Origin of the sequence: Flammeovirga pacifica (assembly GCF_000807855.2) — a bacterium.
Classification (GTDB): Bacteria; Bacteroidota; Bacteroidia; order Cytophagales; family Flammeovirgaceae; genus Flammeovirga; species Flammeovirga pacifica.
In genome coordinates, this window is sequence record NZ_JRYR02000001.1 from 3,068,714 (window position 1) to 3,092,017 (window position 23,304).

The following is a 23,304-nucleotide window of genomic DNA, read 5'->3' on the forward strand; positions in this document are numbered from 1 at the left end:
TAAAACACAAATTCGGCTCTTAATTTGTCAATTATCTTTGGAAACAATTATTAGAATTTTAGTTTTGCAATTAAATGTAGTCTTTGAGGTTATTAACTTCAAAGTCTCTATGTCTGAATTCATTGATATATATAATATAATTCCAAGATGTCAAATATCGGTAAGGTTACCTCAGTCATTGGACCAGTAGTTGACGTAAGCTTCGAAGCAGAAGGGTCAAAGTTACCTGCGATCTATAACGCTTTGAAAGTGAAAAAATCCAACGGTCAAGAGATCGTATTGGAAGTTCAACAACACCTTGGCGAAGAGCGCGTTCGTACAGTAGCTATGGACGGTACAGAAGGACTTCAGCGTGGAGCTGATTGTCACGATAGTGGGGCACCAATTGCGATGCCTACAGGAAATGAAGTTAGAGGTCGTCTATTCAACGTAGTTGGAGAAGCGATCGACGGTATGGATCAACCATCTGGTAAGACTTCACTACCAATTCACCGTTCTGCTCCAGCTTTCGATCAGTTAGCAACTTCAACAGAAGTTTTATACACAGGTATTAAAGTAATCGACTTATTAGAGCCTTATACTAAAGGTGGTAAGATTGGTCTTTTCGGTGGTGCCGGTGTAGGTAAAACTGTATTGATCATGGAGTTGATCAACAACATTGCAAAAGTATACTCAGGTATCTCAGTTTTTGCTGGTGTTGGTGAGCGTACTCGTGAGGGGAACGACCTTCTTCGTGAAATGATCGAATCTGGCGTAATTAAATACGGCAAAGAATTCGAAGAGGACATGGAGAAAGGTGGATGGGACCTTTCAAAAGTAAACAAAGAAGAATTAGAAACTTCACAAGCAACATTGGTATTCGGTCAGATGAACGAACCTCCAGGTGCTCGTGCTCGTGTAGCTCTTTCTGGTCTTACTATCGCAGAATACTTCCGTGATGGTGAAGGACAAGGAGAAGGACGTGATATCTTATTCTTCGTTGATAATATTTTCCGTTTCACTCAAGCAGGTTCAGAGGTATCAGCCCTTCTAGGTCGTATGCCATCAGCGGTAGGTTACCAACCAACGCTTGCAACTGAAATGGGTGCAATGCAAGAGCGTATTACTTCGACTAAGAGAGGATCAATTACATCGGTACAAGCGGTATATGTACCTGCCGATGATTTAACTGACCCTGCTCCAGCGACAACATTCGCCCACTTAGATGCACAAACAGTACTTTCACGTAAGATTACATCTTTAGGTATCTTCCCAGGTGTGGATCCTCTAGAGTCTTCTTCACGTATCTTAAGCCCAGATATTTTGGGTGATGAGCATTACAATACTGCACAACGTGTAAAAGAAACAATCCAACGTTACAAGGAACTTCAAGATATTATCGCGATCCTTGGTATGGATGAACTTTCTGAAGAAGATAAGCAAGTAGTAGCACGTGCTCGTCGTGTGCAACGTTACTTATCTCAACCTTTCCACGTAGCAGAACAATTCTCAGGTATCCCAGGTCTAATTGTAGACATTAAAGATACTATCAAAGGTTTCAACGAAATCTTAGATGGTAAGTGGGATCACCTTCCAGAGGCTGCCTTCATGTTCGTAGGTAAAATCGAGGAAGCTGTAGAAAGAGGAGAAAAAATGCTTGCAGAGGCTGCTAAGAACGCTTAGTCCAACTTCTCAAGTGAATAATATAAGGCGAGAGTCTTGGGCAAAGCTCGGGTTCTCGCCTTTTTAATTAAGTATCAAATTATTAATTCTTAATTCAAAGAATCATGTTTGTAGAATTACTTACTCCAGATAAAAAATATTTCGAAGGCGAAGCTTCAGGTGTAAAAGTTCCCGGTATTAACGGTGAATTCGAAATGCTTGATCGACACGCCAATATCATCTCAAGTCTTACTAAAGGTGATGTTAGAATTGCTAATGGTGCTGAACTTACTACGTTCACTATCGATGGCGGAACAATAGAAATGCTTGACAACAAATTGGTTATTTTAGCTGAGGCGGTTGTTGGGTAAAGAATTGTCCGATAAAAAAATAAGACCCCAATGTTTAAAAACATTGGGGTCTTATTTTTTTATCATTACAGAACTTAATAGGCTTTTTCATCACCCTTTACTATTCCCATAACTGTATCTAATATTATTTGTACATCAAACCACATGGACCAGTTATTCACATAAAAACGATCTAGCTTAACTCTACCCTTCATTGCATAAGGATCATTTTCTGTCTCTCCTCTATATCCTCTTGCTTGTGCTAATCCTGTGATACCAGGTTTTACCAAATGTCTAGCCATAAACTTTTCTACTTTCTGAGAGTATTCCTCTGTATGACGCAACATATGTGGCCTAGGACCAACTACTGACATTGAACCTAGAAATACATTAAAAAACTGAGGAAGTTCATCTACGGAAGTTTTACGTATAAATGCACCCACTTTAGTAACTCTCATATCACCTTTTGTTGCCTGTGTGGCATCAGACTCTGTATTAACAGCCATTGATCTAAACTTGTAACACCAAAACGATCTACCGTCTTTACCTGTCCTTTTTTGTTTAAAAAATACAGGGCCTTTTGATTCAAGTTTAATGATTAAGGCCATTAATGGAGTTAACCAAGACATCATTAAAAGTATTACAGTAAATGAGAATACCACATCAAAACCTCTTTTAATTAATTGGTTTTGTTGATCATCAAGAGGTACTGGAGAAACATCCAAGACCGGAATTTCATCATAACGATCTAGTGTAATACCTTTTGATGCAAAACCTCTAAAGTCAGTAATTAATTTTACTTTAATCATATGACTTTCCCCCCAATCAATTAAATCTCTTATTAGCTCATAATTGATATAAGGAATACAACAATAAACCTCATTAACGTCTCTATCTATAGCAAATGCTTTAAAATCTTTAAGCTGTCCTTCAACATACATTTCTTCAGATGTATCATCAAAAAAGCCTAAAAACCTAAAACCAAATTCTGGATGAACTCTAAAAAACTTCCTTAGCTCTATTGCTAATGGACCATATCCTAGAACAACCACATTTTTATAACTAAAACCTTGACGACGGTACATACGCATTAAATATATACCAATGATTTTAGTTGCAAATAGAAGAGGAGTCCAAATAAGATATAAATTCAATAAAAATTCTCTTGAAACTCTGCCAAACTTGATACCTACAACAAATGTTGAAATAGCCATTCCGTGCCAAACTATAGAATAAGCATAACTTCTTAAAACTTTTGAAACTCGTTCAGTTCTATGATATCTATGAGGTTTTATTGATATAGCAATAATCACCCATGCAAGATTTGAAAAAATCCAAAGCATGGTATAAGCCTCCTGTTCAAGAGGGGGCTCTAGTCTATTAAATTTCAACCAAACTGCTGATATAAATGCTAAATTAAAAAGAAGTATATCCGCTAGAAAGTTGAATGGTTGTAGGTATTTTGATTTGCCAGTCATTCTATTAATGTCTTGATGGCGTAAATTTAATTAAATATTTTCCCTTTTTGAAAACAATCATCCATATAGTCTAGATAATGCTTATTAATGATATTCCAATCAAATTCATTAATAATTTTATGATTGTTGTTCTCCAATAGCTTAACAAAATCTACCTTCTGTATTTTGTTTATTATTTCAGTTACATTTTCACTATTAGTAAAATAGAGTGAATCGTTTTGTAATATTGCTCGATTAAAAATATTATCATTTGCGCATATTAACGAATTTGAAGCCATTGCTTCCAATAATGAAGGGTTTGTCCCCCCAACAGTATGGCCATGAAAATAAATATTAGAATAATATCTAAGATTATTTAATGAGTCAATATTATAAATACCTCCTAAAAATCTAATCCTTTTATTACTTTTAAATTTATTTTTTAAATATTCACCGTATTCAGTATCATGTTTACCAACTACTAAAAATGGATATTTTGAGTCTGAATCATTTACTCCATCTAAAATCACTTCAATACTATTTTCAGGTTCTAACCTGGCAATTAGCATATTATAGTTATACTCTTTTATCTTATATTCCGCTAATATACTAGAACTTGGATTTTGAAATAAGTTAGCACCATAAGCTATATATTTTGACTCTTTATGATATTTATTTTTAATATACTCTTGAATACCAATAGAATCAGATACAAGATAATCACTTGTCTTAATTGCTAAACTTTCAGCATACACTAAAAATTTACGTACTTTCGGTGAGTATTTACTTCTTTTCCATTCTAAGCCATCCATATTAGTAATGATGATAGACTTTTTAGGTAAATACCACCCCCAAATAGAACTACTTGTATATCCCAACTGTAAAATAATATCAAAATCCCTGTTACGAGCATCTTTAATACAATTAAAGTCATAAATAAATTGGCCTGCTGTTCCTATCTTATATTCTGGATCATATTTATGAAGTATTTTAACCCCTTTCCATTCAGTTTTTTGATAAGGATGATCATGAGAGTTATATACATAAGTATCATGACCTTTTTCGACTAAATATTTTGATAAATACTCTGCAAACTGTTCAAATCCTCCATGATTGTTAGGAACACCTCTTGTACCTAATATTGCTATTTTCATTTAAAAGAAATAAAAAAGAACTGATAAAAACGACAAAAACAACCCCTTTTTGTCTCATTAAAATCGATTCTGTCAATGATATAATTAATATTAAAGAAACAAAATAAATATTTAATTTACATCTCTGATTAAGTAATTTTTTGAAATAAAAAATAAAAGGAAAAACTCCAATTAAACCTAATTCAAAAATTATTTCTAGATATGAATTGTGAAAATTAAATTCATGATAAGGATACTTTGTTTTGTGAGGTGTCATTTCTCTTTTATACTTAAATGATTTTTCTGCAAGAGTATGTTCGTTCATACCAGTACCGTTACCAATCAACAGAGTCTTCACTGAATTTATGTTTTCAAGAAAAACTCTCAAATGTAATATCCTTAATTCTTCTCCTGAAATATTTTGTTGCGGGTCAAATTGTTCTGTAGTCAATATATAATGTGACTTTGTTATAGATTTTTTTACAGATTCTACTCTCTCATTCCATAAATTAGATTCGAATAAAAAAAATAATGATATAAATATTGAAAAAAATATAATTAACCATACTTTAAATGATTTTATATTCAAAATTAAAAATAAAAGAAAGAACAATAGGTTTATTCTAGAAAATGTCTGTATAATTCCTATTGATAATATAGATAATAAAAAGTTGTTTAATAGTTTATTGGAAAATGGATATATAAATAAAACTACAAAAGAAAAACAAACATACATACCAAAATATACAGGTGAAAAGTCTGATAAAATTGATACATAGTTATTGTAAAATAAATTTGAAATTAAATATTCTGAAGTAATAAATTTATAAATTGAAGCAATAGAACATATAACTACAAATCCGCTAATAAAAGCAGAGAAAACTCTTAATATTTCTATAATTTTATTATTACTTATTTTCAAAAAAAAATTATTTAATACAAAAACTAAAGGGATTATCAAAAAAGGTAATGATGTATCTATTCTTCTAATACCATATTTTTCAATTTCTTGGACTTGAAGTAAGTTTAAACAAAGGAGAAGGAAATAAAAAATAAATAAAAATCCTGGATGATAAAAATCAATAGATTTATAATTTCTAATACCATTAATTATTAGTAAAAAACTTACAGAATAAATAATAATATTAGAATATAATATAGGTAATGGTAACGAAATGAAAAGTAAAATAAATAATAAGTATATTTTATTTTCATTGTTTTTGAGACTGAAATTTATATTTATATTCATTTTATTTGAGCATCAAGAATATTTAAAAGACTAGGACTAATAATTTTTTTATCATATTTTTTTGCTTTTAAAAATGCATTTTTAGACATATTTAATTTTTCATCTTGCGTTAAATTTACAAACTTATTAATAACTAAAACTAAGTCATTATGATCTCCAGGTTTAAAAAAATACCCATTTTCACCATCATCTATAAAATCTAACAACCCTCCTATTCTTGAACCAATAACAGGTAAATTCATTGCAAGTGCTTCAACACCTACTAATCCTAACCCCTCATTTAACTCCGTTGGAAAAATAAAAACATCCTTATTATTTAAATATTGAGGAAGTTTATCTTGATCCTTTTCTCCTAAATAGTTTACTTCTCCATTTATATTTAATTCATCAATCATTTTTAAAAAGATATTTCTATCATCTCCATCACCTATATAAGTACATGAAAATTTCAATCCCTCTTGCTTTAAAATACTCATTGCTCTTAACAAAACATCCCACCCTTTTCCTTGTACAATTCTACTTACACAAATTATCTCTAATATATCTGAATCATTATTTGAATTTATTTCTTTATTTGAAAATAAATCCATATCAATGCCACCTGAAGGTGATACAAATATCTTATCTTGTAAATCACTACTATTCTTTATTAGTTCAGATTTTAAATAATTAGATGGAACAATAATTAATGAAGATCTTTTTAATAAAATTTTTATGAATTTGTATAAAAACTTTGTGATTTTTTTATTAGGAATTAGATCATCTCCATGAGCATTAATACAAACTTTTTTAGATCTAATTAGTGAAATTAATAAAACGGGAATAGCAATATGTGTCGGATAATGAGCATAAATCAAATCATAACTAGAAAACAAACCTTTTAAAATAATATCAATGTATAACTTCAAATAAGTTAGTATTTTACTTGACATACCTATTAGTCTACCTTTGATTAAAGATGATTCTGAAACTTCAACTCCTAATTCTTTTAAATTTTCTTCAATATTCTTTACAAAAATACCAAATGAAGGATAATCCTCTGATGGGTACATATTAGAAATTAAATAAATCTTCATTATTTTTCTTTGTCTCTTCTATTAATTAAATACAATACACACAATGCGAAAATTCCACTTCCAGGACCTGATTGAATAAATGGCCCTATTAAAGTAGATATTATTGCATACCAATAAAGGATTTTAAATAAAGATAGCTGAGTTGTCTCAAGTTCCAATATAAATGTTCTATAAAAAGAATGTAGTACTAAATAAAAACATATAATTCCTAAATAACCTAATTCCCCTATTAATGAACCTAATACTGCATCGTATATTCCAACGTTATCTAATTCAACCCACCTTTGAAGTCCCACATAAGCATAAACAGTACTTTCACCTTTTATTGAAAGTACTGTTCCATATGTACCTGTAGATGTCCCGAATGGAAAAAAAGTGTTTGCTAATTCAAAACCATGATAAACCATTAACCCCCTTATATATTTATGTCCTGTAGTAGTATACTTCGATAAATCTTGTAAGGAATTTTCTATTATTGGTAAATCAGAATGAAATATAAGACTAGAAATTACAATTAATGAAAAGGGTATTAAACAATATATAAAAGCTTTATTTCTTAGGGATAAATCAAAAATAATAAACCAAGTTACGGGTAATAGAATTAAAATAATTTTTCTGTAAGTTAAAAGCTCTGATAAAATATAAAGAAATATCAACAAAAAAGGTATTATCAATACATGATACTTTTTTAACGTTTTCTTATTATTAATAAATATATAGGTGATTATTAGAAAAACTAAAGTGTATGCCAGATAAGCTCCAACTCCAAAGTGTCCTATTTTTCTTAAAAATCCGTCTCTAAATGCAATTTTATGACCTACTATTGTATTCCAATTCTCACCTAAAACAAAATTTATTATTAAAAATATAACTGTTAATTTCAGAGATAGTCTAAAGGCTAAATCTATTTTGTTGGCAAAGTAATCACTCTTATTTAAGGTAAATAAAATTAATCCAGCGTAGATAATAATGAAAGCTTTTATATTAATAAAAGCCTGTAAATACATAAATATTATATTTGTTGAAAAAGGGCTAATAAAGAAATTAACAGTACAAAAAGCTAAATATATTATCAAAAAAAATATAAATTGTTTGCCTCCTTTTACTTTTGGGTAAAAAATAAAGTTTATTATTATTGATAACCCCAATAATACCTCATCACAAAATGATAAAAATGTATTTTGAAATAAACCTACATTAACAGAAAAAAAAACTAAAATTATATATATTTTAAATAGGAAATCAATCATAATTAATAACAGTCCATATCGGCTTTTTGTAAAAAGAATTGATATTTATTTTCAGAACCAGTATATTCCTTTAATACATAATTTAATCTAGATTTTTTTCTAATTCTAAAAGACCAATTATTCACTCCAAAATTAATAGATGAAGTATATTGGATCAAAAAGAAATATCCAATAGTTTTTTTTAAATGCTTAATAAATTGTTTGAATTCAAAATAATTTATTTCTAATGGTTTTAAGATTATTTCTACTCTATTTATTATTCCTTTATGTATTTGGTAAACTATACAAATTGAAGAATTATTGATTTTATATAAATTGTAATTAAAATAAGGGTGATCAATAAACCTCCATTGAATAATATTATCAGACCAATTTGTCGAAATAATATTATTTTTTGTCTTAAAGTTTTTGAATAAGTATTTATAACCTAAATTAAAAAAGGGTACAGTTGGAAATATTTCCCAATAGGTATTTTCAATTAAATCTATCCATCCCATTTTTTTATAAATGGGATAAGAGTTTTCATTTGGGAAATTATAAATAAAATATTTCTTTTCATTAGCAAAGTCGATTATCATTTGGTTTAGTTTTTTAAATATACCTTGCCCCCTAAACTTTTTACTAACAGCAGAATCTACAGCTTGATAATAACAATTTGCCCGATTTTCTGCATGAAATTGCCAAGCCCATAGAAATCTAACTCCAATGATTGATCCATTATTTTTAGCTATAAAACAAAATGAAGGTCCAAATGGATTTTGAATAAACTTCCATTTAAACCATTTATAAGTAAATGGCATTAATGGATCAGTAAAAACACAATTCAATAATTCAATAATTTCTTTAATGTCTTCAACATTTAAATCATTTGAATTACAGTAACTATATTCTATTTTTTTCATTTGCGTGTTTCATTTTAAAATAAAAATCTAAAACTCCTACCGCTTTTAATGTAGCTTTATATAAAGAATCAAAATCACCTATACACACTCTATTAATTAAGTAAGGGGTTGATTCAAAATTAATATCTCCCCATATTACAGTATAAGCATAAGTGACTTTATTTTTTTCTAACAAATTAAATAAAAGTTCCCTATTTTTTGGTAAATGCCCAAATGGATATGCAAAATTATTTACTTTATAATCAAATTTTTGTTCAAGATATTTAATTCCTACCTCGATATCATTCTTTATTTCATCATCAGATGCGTCAAATAAATCTACATGATTAAGAGTATGATAACCAATAGCAAAATTATTATCCAACCACAATTTAATATCTGTTTCAGTTGCTAGCTTGGCTTCATATAACTTTTTCTCACTAATTAAATCAATATCATATCCTCTATTTAATAGATATGGACATATAAATATTAGAGAAGGAATTTTTTCATTGATCAAAAATGGCATAAGAGTCTCAATATTATCCTTATAACCATCATCAAAAGTAAATGAAATAAATCTTCCTGGTAAATTATTATTCATTATATCATCTAATGATAAAAAAGTGATATCTAATAATTTTAATACTTTCACTAAAGCTTTAAACTTTGATAATGAAAAGTAGTTATTACTTATACTATGAAGGCAAATAATTCTTTTAAAATTCTTTGGAAGAACTATATTTAGTAATCTTACTATTATATTATTCATTAACCTTCAATATTTTTCATTAATTTTTGTTTGAATTCAGTCATTTCTAATAACATTTTATCATTACTATGCTTCAAAGTTTCTATAACACGATCTCTATTTTCTTTAATTTTTTTTATTACTGACGTCATATTAGACATTTTATCCAGATCAATGCAATAATCTTGCATTTGAATATTTGTCATGTACCCTCTTATTTTATGTTGAGTATTTATCGAAATAGTAGGAACGTAAGCTGAAGTACTAATAATACCAACATGCATTCTTGTTGTGATAAATATATTTAACTGCTTTTGTAATGATTGATATTCATCTGGGAAGAAAATTTTATTTTCAAGGATATTCACTTCGAATGATTTTGTCCTTAAATCATTATAAAGTCTTTCACATATTAAATAATCATTACTTTTTCCATTGTGAATATAATTTGAAGGCATAATTAAAAATTTATAACTATCTACATCAAAAGATTCAATTAGAGAGTTTAAAATTTCTGAATAATAATCCACATTATAGTTGATTTCATTTACTATCTTAGAAATAGTAACTCCAATAATTTTCTTATCATTAGACTCTGTAAAATATTTTTTTATGTCTATATGCATACTATTTGTAGTTTGCATGAATCCTACGTCTGGAGAATACACAACTTCTTGCCCCTCATTTAATAAACCTTTCATTAAATTGTAAGAAGGTAAATCTCTTGCAACAACAAGGTTAGCATTATCTAAAACTCTTTTTACCACCCTTTTAAATAGTCCATCTTTTAAAGGACCGTAACTTTGAGGAAATAACACTAATTTCTTATTTAATACATCAGTGATAAGCCAAAAAAAGAATAACCAAAAAATACTCCTATTTTTGAAAGTATCATTAATCATTTCTCCATTAATACTAGCACAAACATCTGCTTTCTGAATTATAGATATTATATGAGCCCTCTTTTTTGAAAAAACTATTTTTTTTGGGGAAATTCTAAATGTTTTGTTATTAATATAAAGAAGGATAAATTCAATTGTAGTCGTAATAATCCAAATGAGTTTTGGTAAAAATGATTTACCTTCCCAAAAGGTACCAAAGTATGACTCTAGTAATTCAGAACTATCATATCTAAGACTATTTGTTTTTAAATCTTTAGTTAAAATCTTCTTTTTGTAATTATTTTCACCTAAAAGATCATCAAAAACTTTAATACTTTGATCTAACAATACTCCATTTCCAACATGAAGTGTACTGAAAGCATCAATCAAAACAATATTTTTCATTTTTATTTTATTAAATCAACAAATCTTTTTAACCTCTTTTTAAAAACTACTCCAACAATTGAAGTACATAATAACAAACAAACAAATCTAACTTCTATTGTCATAATTTCACTATAAAACAATATTAAATATAGATTTATAAAATATAAGATAGATATAAATATTATCGATGCATTAAATAATTCAAAATTGCATTTACAATATACTTTTCGTATATAAATATATGATAACATTAAAATAAACTCAGTAAGAAATGTAGTTAACGTAGCTCCTATTATCCCATATACAGGTATAACTAAATAGTTTAACGTTACATTAAGTATTAAACAAAGCATAGATACATATACTTTTAGCTTATTAAACTTTGATGCAGATATAATATTTGAACTAACTGACATAATATACCTAATCATAATTACAGAGGATAGAATCTGCAATATTACAATTGAAGGATGTAATTCATTTCCAAAAAGGATATTTATTATATAATCTGAAAAGTTTAATACAAAGGCACTAATAAGGAAACCAATTGATAATAAAATAATCTCAATATTATTAACACTACCCTTAAAATCTTGAAAATTCTTTACGATAAGTGGATAATACTGTTTCCCTAAAACTTCAGAAATAATTAATGATGCAAAAAATATTCTTGTTGCAGATGTATAATATGCTACTTCTTTAATATCAAGATACTCTTCAATCATTAACACATCAACCTGAACAAATAAAACAACTAATAAACTATGAAAAATATATGAAAAACTTTCTTTAAACAGTTTAATTAATTGTTTAAATTTTATTGATTTATATAGATAAGCATTATGATTTTTAATCAAGAATATTATAATATACACAATTTTACTTATCACAAATGCTATGTAAAACAATAAAACATTTTCAAAAAATGTTACATTTATGACAATTAAAACTATAAATATTAATCTCTCAATAGTAGAAAAAACTACATCATTTCTAAATTTTTTTTCTAAATAACATTTAGTTCGAATTAATGAGATAATACTATCCAAGTAAAAACTAAATGATAATATTAGAATTAAAAGATCATTATTCAGATAAAAAAACACAAAAAACAACGAATAAACTGTTGTTTTTAAAATAAAAAGTTGGAGTAAATTATCGTCTTGTTCATTAACTTTTTTAATAGAATAAAACTCACCACCGAAATTAAAAAGAATAAAAATTATAGATAAAAAAGAAAAATTATAATTAAATTCTCCTAGATCTTCTACAGACACTCTTGCTAATAAAGACAAGAAAATAAAAATTGATAATTTTTCTATTATTTTTGATGATACTAGTAAAAAGCTATTTTTCATAGTACCTTTTTGATTACTCTTTTTAATTGCTCAATCATTGAAGGCTTTGTTAGTTTTTTATGTTCATTTATTAATAGACTCATTTCTGAAATAAAATCGTCAAATGACATTCCTTCTAAATTTTGATTTATTGATTTTTCTTGAAGTTTCATTCTTAAGTTAATCACATTTTTACGTTTTTCTGATATTTTATTTGATGGTGAAACTCTTTTTATTGGGTACCATTTCTTATCAGTTTCAAGTAAATGTAATCTATATGACAAGCCTTCTTTTTTATGTCGAAAACCACCAGCTTGTGAATTATATACATCGTTTCTACTTAGCTTTTCTAATTCGATTCTACCTTCATTTCTAGCATTTTGTAATAATTGTAATAATTCTTGATTTCTTACAACTAATACATTTGTTCCTCTGTAATCAGAAGTATATTTTCTTAACCAAGCATCTCCAATAGTTATATCTGCTGTTTCCGCTGTTACATCATCACAATAATCACAAGCTTTCAGTTTCATTAAACCTAATCCCCAATTAGTACTAATAAAATCTTTATTTCTTGTTATTTTTATGTTAGAGTCTTGTTGAATTTTCGTGAAATAATCATCAGAATTATGTCCTTTTTTCTTTACTCTAAAATTAATATTATAACCATTTTCATTGTAAGGATTAATCCCGCTTTCTAGTGCAAGTAAATCAGCATATTTAGTAGATTTCATATGTCCACAAAATATACCAACAATATATTTTATTTTATCATTCAACTCTTTATCTACCCTACAAATATTTCTTATTGCTTTTGCTACACAAGGAATTGCAGTAATAACAAATGTCCCTTGCTTATCCCTTATAGAATTCAATATATCAGATATTTCAACAGGGTAATATCGAGAGCTTGCTCCTTTAGAAATCTCATCTAAACTTGATGATAGTCCATATTCAAAAAGCTTGTTTTCTTTATTTGATTCCTTAATATGAATTACTCCATCAATTAGGTTTTTACTTTTAAGTTCTGCCAATATCCAAGTACCAATACCTCCAGAACTACCTTTGATTCGATATTCTTTTTCATTTACACTACTTGCAAATAAAGCTTCATAATGACCCAAGTCAGAATCAAAGTGTTTATTATTTCTAAATAATTCTTCAGATAAAACCGTTTCATTTTTAGTTTTCGAAGAAAAAGGACAAACTAAATCTAATTTTTCTAGTTCAGCTCCTTCCAAATTATTTATATCAGCTGGTATATATTTCCCTTCATTATCAAAAATCATTGATAATTTATTATTAACTACTGAACATGCTCCACAACCTACACAATAATTATTGTCTATTACCTCACTTATATTACTTTTCATTACTCCTTCACCTATTTTTAAATTCCAAAACTTCCTAATCTAAAAGATTAAATTCACTAATCTTTTATGTTTTACTACATTAATAGTAAATCAATTATAATAACATTACAAGTTAGGTATAAATCATGCCGTGTTAAAAAAGGAATTTCAATTTTTATTCAGTGTTTTAAAAGTTAGTAATTATCTAATATAATAATCAACAGTTTTCACAATCCCACTTTCAAAATCCTCATCTGCTTTCCAACCCAACTTATTTTCGATTTTTGTTGCATCAATCGCATATCGTCTATCATGACCAGGACGATCTTTTACAAAAGTAATCAACTCTTTATAGGAGTTACCATTAGTTAACGGTTGTTTAATATCTAGGATACTACAAATCTTATCTACTATGTATAGATTATCTCTTTCATTTCTACCCCCAATATTGTATGTTTCTCCCTCATTACCAGTATGGTATACTAAATCTATACCTTTACAGTGATCTAATACATACAACCAATCTCTAATATTTTTCCCGTCTCCATATATTGGGATAGGTTCTTGTGCTAAAGCTTTTCTGATGATGGTAGGAATAAGCTTCTCCTTATGTTGTTTAGGACCATAATTGTTAGAACAATTAGTGGTAACTACATTCATACCATAAGTGTGAAAGTAAGACCTTACAATCATATCAGATGATGCTTTAGAAGCACTGTATGGTGAGTTAGGAGCATATGGTGTTTCTTCAGTAAACAATCCTGTTTCTCCTAATGTACCGTAAACTTCATCAGTAGAAATATGATGAAATCTACAATCTTCATATTCTTTTTTATACTCAAAAGGAGCATTCATCCAATATTTTCTAGCTACATCAATTAACACAAATGTACCGTGAACATTTGTTTGGATAAATGCTTCAGGTCCTGTAATTGAATTATCTACATGAGATTCAGCAGCAAAATGAATAACTCCTTTGATATCATATTTATTAAATAACTCTTCAATCAAATTTCTATCACAAATATCTCCTTCAACAAAAGTATATCTAGAATGATTTTCTTTTATTTCTGATAAATTTGATAAATCACCTGCGTAAGTCAATTTATCCAAGTTTATCAAATGATAATTTTGATATTTCTCTAAAAAATAAGGAACAAAATTAGAACCTATAAAACCGGCTCCTCCTGTGATTAGAATAGAAGACATATAATATTTTTTTATTAAAACAATTGTACAAAGTTAATTAAAAAGTTGATTCTTAATCTATCAAATCAAGACAATTCAAAAGACTATCCTGCCAATAAGGAATAGAAATATTAAATGTTGTTTTAATTTTTGATTTATCTAATAAACTAAAACTTGGTCTTTTTGCCGGAGTTGGATAAGCAGAAGTAGGAATTGGATTAACTTTAACCTCTATATTTTTAATTTTAAAGACTGTTTTTGCAAAATCATACCAACTAGCCACTCCTTCATTACTAAAGTGATAAATACCATAAGCCTCATCACAATTGTTTATCATACTTAAAATAGTTTCTGCTAAATCTCTTGCGTAAGTTGGTGTTCCTATTTGATCAACAATAACTCCTAATTCTTCTCTTTCTCTTCCTAACCTTAGCATGGTTTTCACAAAATTACCACCATAACTGCTATATAACCAAGCTGTTCTAATAATAAAATAATGCTGTATTGTTTTAGCTATAGCTTCTTCTCCTTTAAGTTTAGTATCACCATAAACCCCTAATGGGTTAGTTACCATATCTTCGGTATAAGCAGTAGAACTATCTCCATTGAAGACAAAATCAGTGGATACGTGAAATACTTTGGTTTTATGTTTTTTTGCTGCGACAGCTAAATTCTTTGGTCCATTAACATTCACCTCATAGGCTAAATCCTTATCTGATTCAGCTTTATCAACTGCTGTATATGCTGCACAATTGATACAGTAATCAAACTTTCCTTTTCCAAAAAAGTCAACCACTTTATTTTGGTTAGTAATATCTAATTCTTCAACATCTACAAAAGTAAATGTCAAATCCTTTTGTGAATGTGATAAAAACTGTAATTCTGATCCTAATTGACCTTTTGCTCCAGTAACTAAAATATTTTTCATTATTTCTTTTTCAAGGCTGATAATTGAGGTAATTCTTGATCTTTTTCTGAAATAATTTCTTTACCTATTGGAATTTTCCAATCAATATTTAAATCAGGATCATTATATATTATTCCTCCTTCAGATTCTTTATTGTAATAATTATCACATTTATAAGCGAATTCTGCAGTTTCTGATAATACAGAGAAACCATGAGCAAAGCCTCTAGGCATAAAAAGTTGTCTTCTATTTTCAGCACTTAACTCAACTGCCTCAAATTGCCCATATGTTTCACTATCTGGTCGTAAGTCTACTGCAACATCAATTACTTTACCTGATAATACTCTTACTAATTTTGCTTGAGCATGTACCCCTTTTTGAAAGTGTAATCCTCTAATAACCCCAAAAGTGGATGATGATTGATTATCTTGAACAAAATTCACTGCTAACCCAGTAGCCTTTGTGAATTTATTTAAATGAAAACTTTCAAAAAAGTAACCTCGATCATCTCCAAAAATCTGTGGTTCTATGATATAGCAGTCTTTTAATTTTGTTGATGTGATTTTCATATCTAGTATAATTACTTTAAAATATTTAATATATATTGACCATAACCACTTTTTACAAGAGGCGCTACTATTTTCTTTAGTTGATCTATGTTGATATATCCCATTCTGTATGCTACCTCTTCGATACAACCTACACTTAATCCTTGTCTTTCTTCAATTACTCTAACATACTCTCCGGCTTGCATTAGAGAAGCAAAAGTCCCTGTATCCAACCAAGCTGTACCCCTATTCATGATACCTACTTGTAATTTTCCTCTCTTGAGATATTCTTCATTTATACTTGTAATTTCTAATTCACCTCTAGGGCTTGGTTTTACATTCTTAGCTATATCTACCACTTCATTATCATAAAAGTATAAACCAGGAACTGCGTAATTTGATTTTGGCACTACGGGCTTTTCCTCAATAGAAATTGCCTTATTGTTATCATCAAATTCTACTACACCATATCTTTCTGGATCAGTAACATGATAAGCATATACACATCCTCCATCTACATCATTATTTGCTTGAAGTAGTTTAGATAGCCCAGATCCATAAAAAATATTATCTCCTAAAATCAAAGAAACTTTATCATCTCCTATAAATTCTTCTCCGATAATAAAGGCTTGAGCTAATCCTTCAGGGTTTTCTTGGACTTCATATGAAAATGAACAACCTAATTTTGATCCATCTCCTAATAATTTCTCAAAAAGAGGTAGATGCTCTGGTGTTGAAATAATTAATATTTCCCTAATACCTGCTAACATTAAAGTAGATAAAGGATAATAAATCATTGGTTTATTATATACCGGCATTAACTGTTTGCTTACAGCTAATGTAAGAGGGTGAAGCCTTGTTCCAGAACCTCCTGCTAAAATGATACCTTTCATAATGTAAATATAAAAAAGGTATGTAGATTTTTTGATTAACCTACATACCATTCTATTTTATCTTATTATCTTAAATAATTAAAGTCCTGATTTTTTCTTTAAAAATTTGTTCACATCAACTAAAATACTAAAAATTAATATAGAGATAAAGCCAAACAACATACCAAAAGCAACTTTCCCTTTAGTGGATAATGAAACAGTATTTAACTCAGAAAATCTATTGATAAATTCTACGTTTCCTTCTACGGATAATTGTTTGCGTACATGCATTAATTGATCTGAAAGTCTCCTATCTTCCTCCATCACTTCTAATGACTTATCACCACTTTGTTTTATCAAACCGTCATCATCGCTCATTTTTAGGTTAATAACATTGTCTTTATTAGCAGAACTTCCTAATGATTGACTTAAAATCACATTTTTATAAGCGTCATTAAATCCCTTCAAATCAATCCGTTGAGACACTAGAGTCTTTTCTTTATCCAATAAGCCTTGTTGATAAACTTTTTTATATTTGTTAATAAAAACATTATTCTTAAAGAAGTACTCAAAGCCATTTTGCAATTCGACTTTTGATAATTTATTTCGATTCGTACTTACATATAATTCAAAACGAGCTTCATTTTGTAATGCATCAATTAATAATGAATCTACATTTTCTTCTGAAATTTTGTTTAATAAATACTTCTCAAAATAACCAGATACATTTATTTCGGAAAGTTGGCTAACTACTTCTATTGGAAGATTTAATTGCTTCGATAACTTTTCTCTACCATCATCATTACATAAAGAATTCAATTCTTCAATCTCCGTTTTGAAATCTACCCCTTTGAGATAAGGGGAATTAACTGTTGCTTTTGAAGCATAATATTGAGATGTGTTTTTCATTAAGAACCCCACTATTCCACCTACTACTACACCAATTAAGATTGCAACTTTCCAAGCATAAATCTTTTTATAAAGATAAACTATGATTGCAATAAAAAAAGAAATAATATTTGTAAATAGAGTATTGATTTTATTCACAATAAGAGAGAATAATTCTATCAAATCTATTTCATCGTTGTTTTTATTTGGAGATGGCTGATTAGTGTTTTCTTTATTTGAGTTTTCCATGTATCTATAAATCGGATTGAGCAACAAATATATATAGAATAATACTACTTATTTATGGAATTATGAAATATTACTTTAAATATTTGTAATACCAATTTGTAGCTTCTTTTAAGCCCTCCTTGATACCATATTTGGGTTGATAATTCATCAATGATCTACCTTTATCTATAGAAGCTAGAGAATGCTTTACATCCCCTTGTCTAGGTGGGCCAAATGTTGGCTCTATTGTACAAACAGATGATTCATATTCAGATAAATTATCTCTAATCAGATAATATAATTCTTTTAAATCTGTCCTCTCACCAAAAGCTACATTATATACCTGATTCAATGCTTCAGAGTTTTCTACTACAGCAGCTTGTTCATTAGCATGAAGCACATTTTCTATGTAAGTAAAATCTCTAGAGTTATCCCCTTCTCCATTAATCACAGGGGATTCTCCATTCAACATGGCAATAACAAACTTTGGGATGACAGCTGCATATGCACCATGAGGATCTTGGCGTCTACCAAAAACATTAAAGTACCTCAATCCTATTGTATCTATTCCATAAGTTTTATGAAAAACATCTGCATACAGTTCATTGACATATTTTGTCACTGCATACGGCGATAAGGGTTTACCTATTTTATCTTCTTCTTTAGGTAATCCTAGATGATCACCATAAGTTGAAGAACTTGCTGCATAAATAAAACGTTTTACCTCTGCATCTTTAGATGCTGTAAGCATGTTTAAGAAACCTGAAATATTGACTGCATTAGTGGTAATAGGATCATTAATAGAACGAGGAACAGAACCAAGAGCTGCTTGATGGAATACTATTTCAACCCCATCAACCGCTTTTTTACAATCGTCAATGTTTCTAATATCTCCTTCGATAAAAGTACACAAAGGATTTTTAATAAATTCTTGAATATTCTCTTTCTTTCCTGTTGAAAAGTTATCAAGACAGATGACTTCATTACCTTGAGCTAAAAATTTATCTACTAAGTTTGAGCCAATAAATCCAGCCGCTCCTGTTACTAATACTTTTTTCCCTTGAAGCATATTATTTTTATAATCTGTCTGTTATGAATTTTTTATCTAATACACTTTTCACATCATAAACAATCGGGTTATTTGCAGTAAGTGCATCCCAATCTAACTCTTCTTGAAAAGTCTTATGAGAAACTGCATGTATAATTGCTGCATAATTACCACCTATATTTTTTACTAGGTCTAATCCGTATTCCTCTTTCACTTCTTCAGGATCAGCATGAGGATCATAAACTTCTACATTCATATTAAAGCTTTGAAGTTCACGTATCACATCTATAGCTCTTGAATTTCTTATATCAGGACAATCTTCTTTGAATGTAATCCCTAACATTAAAATTTTAGCTCCTTTTTCTATTGATGCTGATTTCTCCATCATCAATCGTAAAACTTTATTAGCTACATGTGCTCCCATTCCATCATTAATTCTACGACCGGCCAAAATTACTTCTGGATGGTAGCCTAATGATTCTGATTTATAAGTTAAATAATAGGGGTCAACACCAATACAATGCCCTCCTACTAATCCTGGACGGAAAGGTAGAAAGTTCCACTTTGTTCCAGCAGCCTCTAAAACCTCTAAAGTATCAATACCTACTTTGTCAAAGATTTTTGACAGTTCATTCACAAATGCAATATTCAAATCTCTTTGAGAATTTTCTATCACTTTTGCCGCTTCTGCTACTTTGATACAAGAAGCTTTATGAGTACCTACTTTTACTATCACTTGGTACATCTGATCTACCTCTTCTGCAATTTCAGGAGTAGAACCAGAGGTGACTTTCATGATATTATGAACTCTATGTACGTGATCACCTGGATTGATTCTTTCTGGAGAATAACCCGCATAAAAATCATAATTGAATTTTAGTCCACTTACTTTTTCTAAAACCGGTACACATTGTTCTTCAGTACATCCTGGGTAAACAGTAGATTCGTAAACAACAATATTTCCTTTTGATAATACTTTACCCACAGTTTCACTGGCCTTTTTTAAAGGAGTTAAGTCTGGAGTTTTATATTCATCTATTGGAGTAGGTACTGTAACTATATATATATCTGCAGATTTAATCTGATCTAATGACGATGTATATGTAATATCTTGGGTAACAGACTTTAGTTCTTCAGAAGATACTTCTAAAGTATGGTCTATACAGTTATTTAGTTCGTCGATTCTTGGTTGATTAATATCAAAACCAATCACCTTCACTTTATTTTTTGCAAATTCAACAGCGAGAGGTAAACCAACGTAACCTAAGCCTATAACGCAAATAGTTTTGTTCATTATATCTGTTAGTAATTAAAAAATTATCGCTAAGTTATCACAAATAATAACTTTCTCTGTCTAATTAAATGTATTTTTCGCCTTTATGTTCTTTGGCATTTTTCAAGAATTGTTTTACTCTTTGTTCATGATCTTTATTACAGATCATCAATACATTGTCATATTCTGCAACAATGTAATTTTCTAATCCTTGAACTACCACTAAACGATCTTTGGGAGTTTTTACAATTGAATTAAATGTCTCATAAGTCATTACGTTACCTTGTAATACATTCTCTTCTTCATTTTTTGGAGCCTGTTCATATAGAGACTTCCATGTACCTAGGTCGGACCAACCAAAATCAGTTCTCATAACGAAAACATTATCAGCATGCTCCATTATACCATAATCAATAGAAATATCTCTACACTGATGGTAAATTTCATCTATAGCCTCTGATTCTTTTTCAGTAAAGAATTTCTCTTCAACAGAAGAAAATAAATGGTCTACATCGTCAAGGTAAGTTTTAAATGCATGTTTGATTGATTTAACATTCCAAACAAATATACCTGCATTCCAAACAAAATCACCACTTAAAACAAATGCTCTTGCTAGTTCCTCGTTTGGCTTTTCTGTAAAGGTTTTCACTTTATAAAGTACTTCTAACCTTTCATTATTCATCGCTTGAATATAACCATAACCCGTATCAGGACGATTTGGGCGAATACCTAGCGTACATAGTATATCATTTGATGCAACATAATGAAGTGCTTTTTCAACTCTCAATTGAAATTCTGGCACATCTAAAATCACATGATCTGCAGGAGCTACTACTATATTTGCATGTGGATCTTTTAATCCAATTTTATAACTAGCATAAGCAATACAAGGAGCTGTATTCCTTCGCATTGGCTCACACAATACCTGATCCTCAGTTAAATAAGGCAACTGTTCTAAAGTAATATCTTTATAGGCCTGACTTGTTACAACATAAATATTTTCTTTCGGACAAACTGTATCAAAACGATCTGCTGTCATTTGAATCATTGTTTTTCCTACTCCAAGAATATCTTGAAATTGCTTTGGACGGTTTTCTCTACTATAAGGCCAGAATCTACTTCCAACTCCACCGGCCATTATTACAACATAGTTATGCTTATTATCAGACATATTTATACGAATTTCACTTCAGACAGTATCTCTGCCCCAAGTCTTTGGTTTAATCTTTTTACAACATGTTCCCTTGCCATATTTAACTCATTTCTGAGGGCGGGAGTATTTAATTTTATATAAAGGGTCTTACCTCTTAGTCTAAGTTCTTGAGTTCTTGATGTTATGGTATGCCCCATAACTTCGTTCCATACTTTATTCAGCATGGCCTCATTATAACTTTTTCCTTTATTTAGAGATTTGACAAATTTCTGCATAGCATCTCCAATACCTATTGTTTCATGTTTCTTAGGTATTGGTGTTCTTTTTCTAAATCGATATACAGTTTTCTTATCTTCAGCCAAAATGTTCAATTTCTATAAAATGAGAAGAAGTATTTATTTCCTCCATCAATGATCTAGACCGTTCAGGTCGAGCATCTGTCAAAATTATCTGACCAAATTTCTTTTCTTTGATCAATTCTAACAACTTTTTGATCCTATTATCATCCAATTTGTCAAAAATATCATCTAAAAGTAAAATTGGAACTTTAGATAACGTTCCTTTTAACAGAGAATGTTGTGCCAATTTTAACGCTATGATAAATGATTTTTGCTGACCTTGTGAGCCATATTTTTTTAATGAAAGCTCTTCTAATTGAAAATCAAAGTCATCTTTATGGATACCTTTTGTCGTTCTTTGTAAAACGATATCTTTTTCCCAAGCCTCCTCAAAAATTTCTTTAAAATTTTCTTTAGAGCATTCTGATTTATATCGTATTGTTGCTTTTTCTCTACCTTCTGATAAAAATGAATATGACTCATCAAAGAATGGTAAAAAATTAGTGATAAATTCTTTTCTTTTTTGATGTATGAGCTGACCATTTTGCCACAAAGCATGATCATAAGGAGCTACCCAATCTCTATTAGGAATCTGTCTTTTCTCAACAAACATCTTTAATAACTCATTTCTCTGTAATAAGGCTCTTTGATAATCGATTAAAGCTTTAAGGTAAAGTTTATCATATTGAGAAATTACACTATCAAAATACTTTCTACGAATTTCACTCCCTTCTCTCAATAAATCAGTATCATTTGGAGCTATCAGTACACAAGGGTATTTACCAAAATGATCGCTAAATTTTTTATATTCTTTTCCGTTGACAGAAAATTTCTTTTTAGGTTTTTGAAACTGACAAATTACAGTATCAACCTGATCTTTATGAATAAATTTACCTGAGATTCCAAAGGTCTTCTCTCCTTGCCTCACGTTTTGTTGCTCGGTGTAACTAAAAGCACTTTTAGTCATTGATAATAGATAGATGGCATCCAACATATTGGTTTTACCAATACCATTTGGACCAACTATACAGTTTACTCCTTCCTTTAGTTCAACTGTTTGTTCTGTATAACTTTTGAAATCCTTTATATACAACCGCTCAATAAACATTCAGACGT

At 29.2% G+C, this 23,304-nt stretch carries 22 protein-coding genes; 2 read left to right on the forward strand and 20 right to left on the reverse strand.

What is annotated here, in order from left to right; genetic code table 11:
* Window positions 1–147: 147 nt before the first annotated feature.
* Window positions 148–1,662 (forward strand): F0F1 ATP synthase subunit beta, encoded by a 1,515-nt coding sequence (gene atpD / locus NH26_RS11970; protein ID WP_044224088.1) that lies wholly within the window; start codon window positions 148–150, stop codon window positions 1,660–1,662.
* 104 nt (window positions 1,663–1,766) lie between these two features.
* Complete coding sequence (locus tag NH26_RS11975) at window positions 1,767–2,012, forward strand: F0F1 ATP synthase subunit epsilon (RefSeq protein ID WP_044224087.1); 246 nt, start codon at window positions 1,767–1,769, stop codon at window positions 2,010–2,012.
* Between the two features lie 74 nt (window positions 2,013–2,086).
* Here the strand turns inward: NH26_RS11975 and NH26_RS11980 are convergent, their stop codons facing one another.
* From NH26_RS11980 to recF, 20 genes are all read right to left on the reverse strand, one after another.
* The gene (locus NH26_RS11980) at window positions 2,087–3,469 is read right to left on the reverse strand and encodes an undecaprenyl-phosphate glucose phosphotransferase (protein ID WP_044224085.1); all 1,383 of its coding nucleotides are present in this window, start codon (window positions 3,467–3,469) and stop codon (window positions 2,087–2,089) included.
* Window positions 3,470–3,495: 26 nt separating this feature from the next.
* The gene (locus NH26_RS11985; protein ID WP_044224084.1) at window positions 3,496–4,602 is read right to left on the reverse strand and encodes a DUF1972 domain-containing protein; all 1,107 of its coding nucleotides are present in this window, start codon (window positions 4,600–4,602) and stop codon (window positions 3,496–3,498) included.
* Window positions 4,565–5,830: an O-antigen ligase family protein gene (locus NH26_RS11990; protein WP_044224082.1), complete on the reverse strand. Its 1,266-nt coding sequence runs from the start codon at window positions 5,828–5,830 to the stop codon at window positions 4,565–4,567. Before NH26_RS11990 ends, NH26_RS11985 begins: the two co-directional genes overlap by 38 nt.
* On the reverse strand, window positions 5,827–6,906 hold the full coding sequence (locus tag NH26_RS11995; RefSeq protein ID WP_044224080.1) for a glycosyltransferase family 4 protein: 1,080 nt from the start codon (window positions 6,904–6,906) through the stop codon (window positions 5,827–5,829). Before NH26_RS11995 ends, NH26_RS11990 begins: the two co-directional genes overlap by 4 nt.
* Complete coding sequence (locus tag NH26_RS12000) at window positions 6,906–8,156, reverse strand: hypothetical protein (protein WP_044224079.1); 1,251 nt, start codon at window positions 8,154–8,156, stop codon at window positions 6,906–6,908. Before NH26_RS12000 ends, NH26_RS11995 begins: the two co-directional genes overlap by 1 nt.
* 2 nt (window positions 8,157–8,158) lie before the next feature.
* A complete protein-coding gene (locus NH26_RS12005) occupies window positions 8,159–9,058 on the reverse strand; it encodes a GNAT family N-acetyltransferase (protein WP_044224077.1) in 900 nt (299 codons plus the stop codon).
* Window positions 9,039–9,809: a polysaccharide deacetylase family protein gene (locus NH26_RS12010; protein ID WP_044224076.1), complete on the reverse strand. Its 771-nt coding sequence runs from the start codon at window positions 9,807–9,809 to the stop codon at window positions 9,039–9,041. Before NH26_RS12010 ends, NH26_RS12005 begins: the two co-directional genes overlap by 20 nt.
* The gene (locus NH26_RS12015) at window positions 9,809–11,074 is read right to left on the reverse strand and encodes a polysaccharide pyruvyl transferase family protein (RefSeq protein WP_044224074.1); all 1,266 of its coding nucleotides are present in this window, start codon (window positions 11,072–11,074) and stop codon (window positions 9,809–9,811) included. Before NH26_RS12015 ends, NH26_RS12010 begins: the two co-directional genes overlap by 1 nt.
* A 2-nt stretch (window positions 11,075–11,076) precedes the next feature.
* The gene (locus NH26_RS12020) at window positions 11,077–12,414 is read right to left on the reverse strand and encodes an oligosaccharide flippase family protein (RefSeq protein WP_044224073.1); all 1,338 of its coding nucleotides are present in this window, start codon (window positions 12,412–12,414) and stop codon (window positions 11,077–11,079) included.
* Window positions 12,411–13,766, reverse strand: coding sequence for a Coenzyme F420 hydrogenase/dehydrogenase, beta subunit C-terminal domain (locus NH26_RS12025; RefSeq protein WP_044224071.1), 1,356 nt, complete (start codon window positions 13,764–13,766; stop codon window positions 12,411–12,413). Before NH26_RS12025 ends, NH26_RS12020 begins: the two co-directional genes overlap by 4 nt.
* Window positions 13,767–13,946: 180 nt before the next feature.
* The gene (rfbB, locus tag NH26_RS12030; protein WP_044224070.1) at window positions 13,947–14,954 is read right to left on the reverse strand and encodes a dTDP-glucose 4,6-dehydratase; all 1,008 of its coding nucleotides are present in this window, start codon (window positions 14,952–14,954) and stop codon (window positions 13,947–13,949) included.
* A 52-nt stretch (window positions 14,955–15,006) separates the two neighbouring features.
* On the reverse strand, window positions 15,007–15,861 hold the full coding sequence (gene rfbD, locus NH26_RS12035) for a dTDP-4-dehydrorhamnose reductase (protein ID WP_139263030.1): 855 nt from the start codon (window positions 15,859–15,861) through the stop codon (window positions 15,007–15,009).
* Window positions 15,861–16,409 (reverse strand): dTDP-4-dehydrorhamnose 3,5-epimerase, encoded by a 549-nt coding sequence (rfbC, locus tag NH26_RS12040; protein WP_044224067.1) that lies wholly within the window; start codon window positions 16,407–16,409, stop codon window positions 15,861–15,863. Before rfbC ends, rfbD begins: the two co-directional genes overlap by 1 nt.
* Before the next feature lie 11 nt (window positions 16,410–16,420).
* A complete protein-coding gene (gene rfbA, locus NH26_RS12045) occupies window positions 16,421–17,281 on the reverse strand; it encodes a glucose-1-phosphate thymidylyltransferase RfbA (RefSeq protein WP_044224066.1) in 861 nt (286 codons plus the stop codon).
* A gap of 78 nt (window positions 17,282–17,359) precedes the next feature.
* Window positions 17,360–18,397, reverse strand: coding sequence for a hypothetical protein (locus tag NH26_RS12050; RefSeq protein WP_044224064.1), 1,038 nt, complete (start codon window positions 18,395–18,397; stop codon window positions 17,360–17,362).
* 70 nt (window positions 18,398–18,467) lie between these two features.
* Window positions 18,468–19,445 carry an SDR family oxidoreductase gene (locus NH26_RS12055; RefSeq protein WP_044224063.1) on the reverse strand — a complete coding sequence of 326 codons (978 nt, stop codon included), beginning with the start codon at window positions 19,443–19,445 and terminating at the stop codon, window positions 18,468–18,470.
* Window positions 19,446–19,452: 7 nt separating this feature from the next.
* Window positions 19,453–20,718: a nucleotide sugar dehydrogenase gene (locus NH26_RS12060; protein ID WP_044224062.1), complete on the reverse strand. Its 1,266-nt coding sequence runs from the start codon at window positions 20,716–20,718 to the stop codon at window positions 19,453–19,455.
* Between the two features lie 64 nt (window positions 20,719–20,782).
* Entirely contained in the window at window positions 20,783–21,868 is a 1,086-nt protein-coding gene (locus NH26_RS12065; RefSeq protein ID WP_044224059.1) for a mannose-1-phosphate guanylyltransferase, read from the reverse strand.
* Between the two features lie 2 nt (window positions 21,869–21,870).
* On the reverse strand, window positions 21,871–22,212 hold the full coding sequence (locus NH26_RS12070) for a DUF721 domain-containing protein (protein ID WP_052432041.1): 342 nt from the start codon (window positions 22,210–22,212) through the stop codon (window positions 21,871–21,873).
* A complete protein-coding gene (recF, locus tag NH26_RS12075) occupies window positions 22,205–23,296 on the reverse strand; it encodes a DNA replication/repair protein RecF (protein WP_044224058.1) in 1,092 nt (363 codons plus the stop codon). Before recF ends, NH26_RS12070 begins: the two co-directional genes overlap by 8 nt.
* Between the last annotated feature and the right edge of the window lie 8 nt (window positions 23,297–23,304).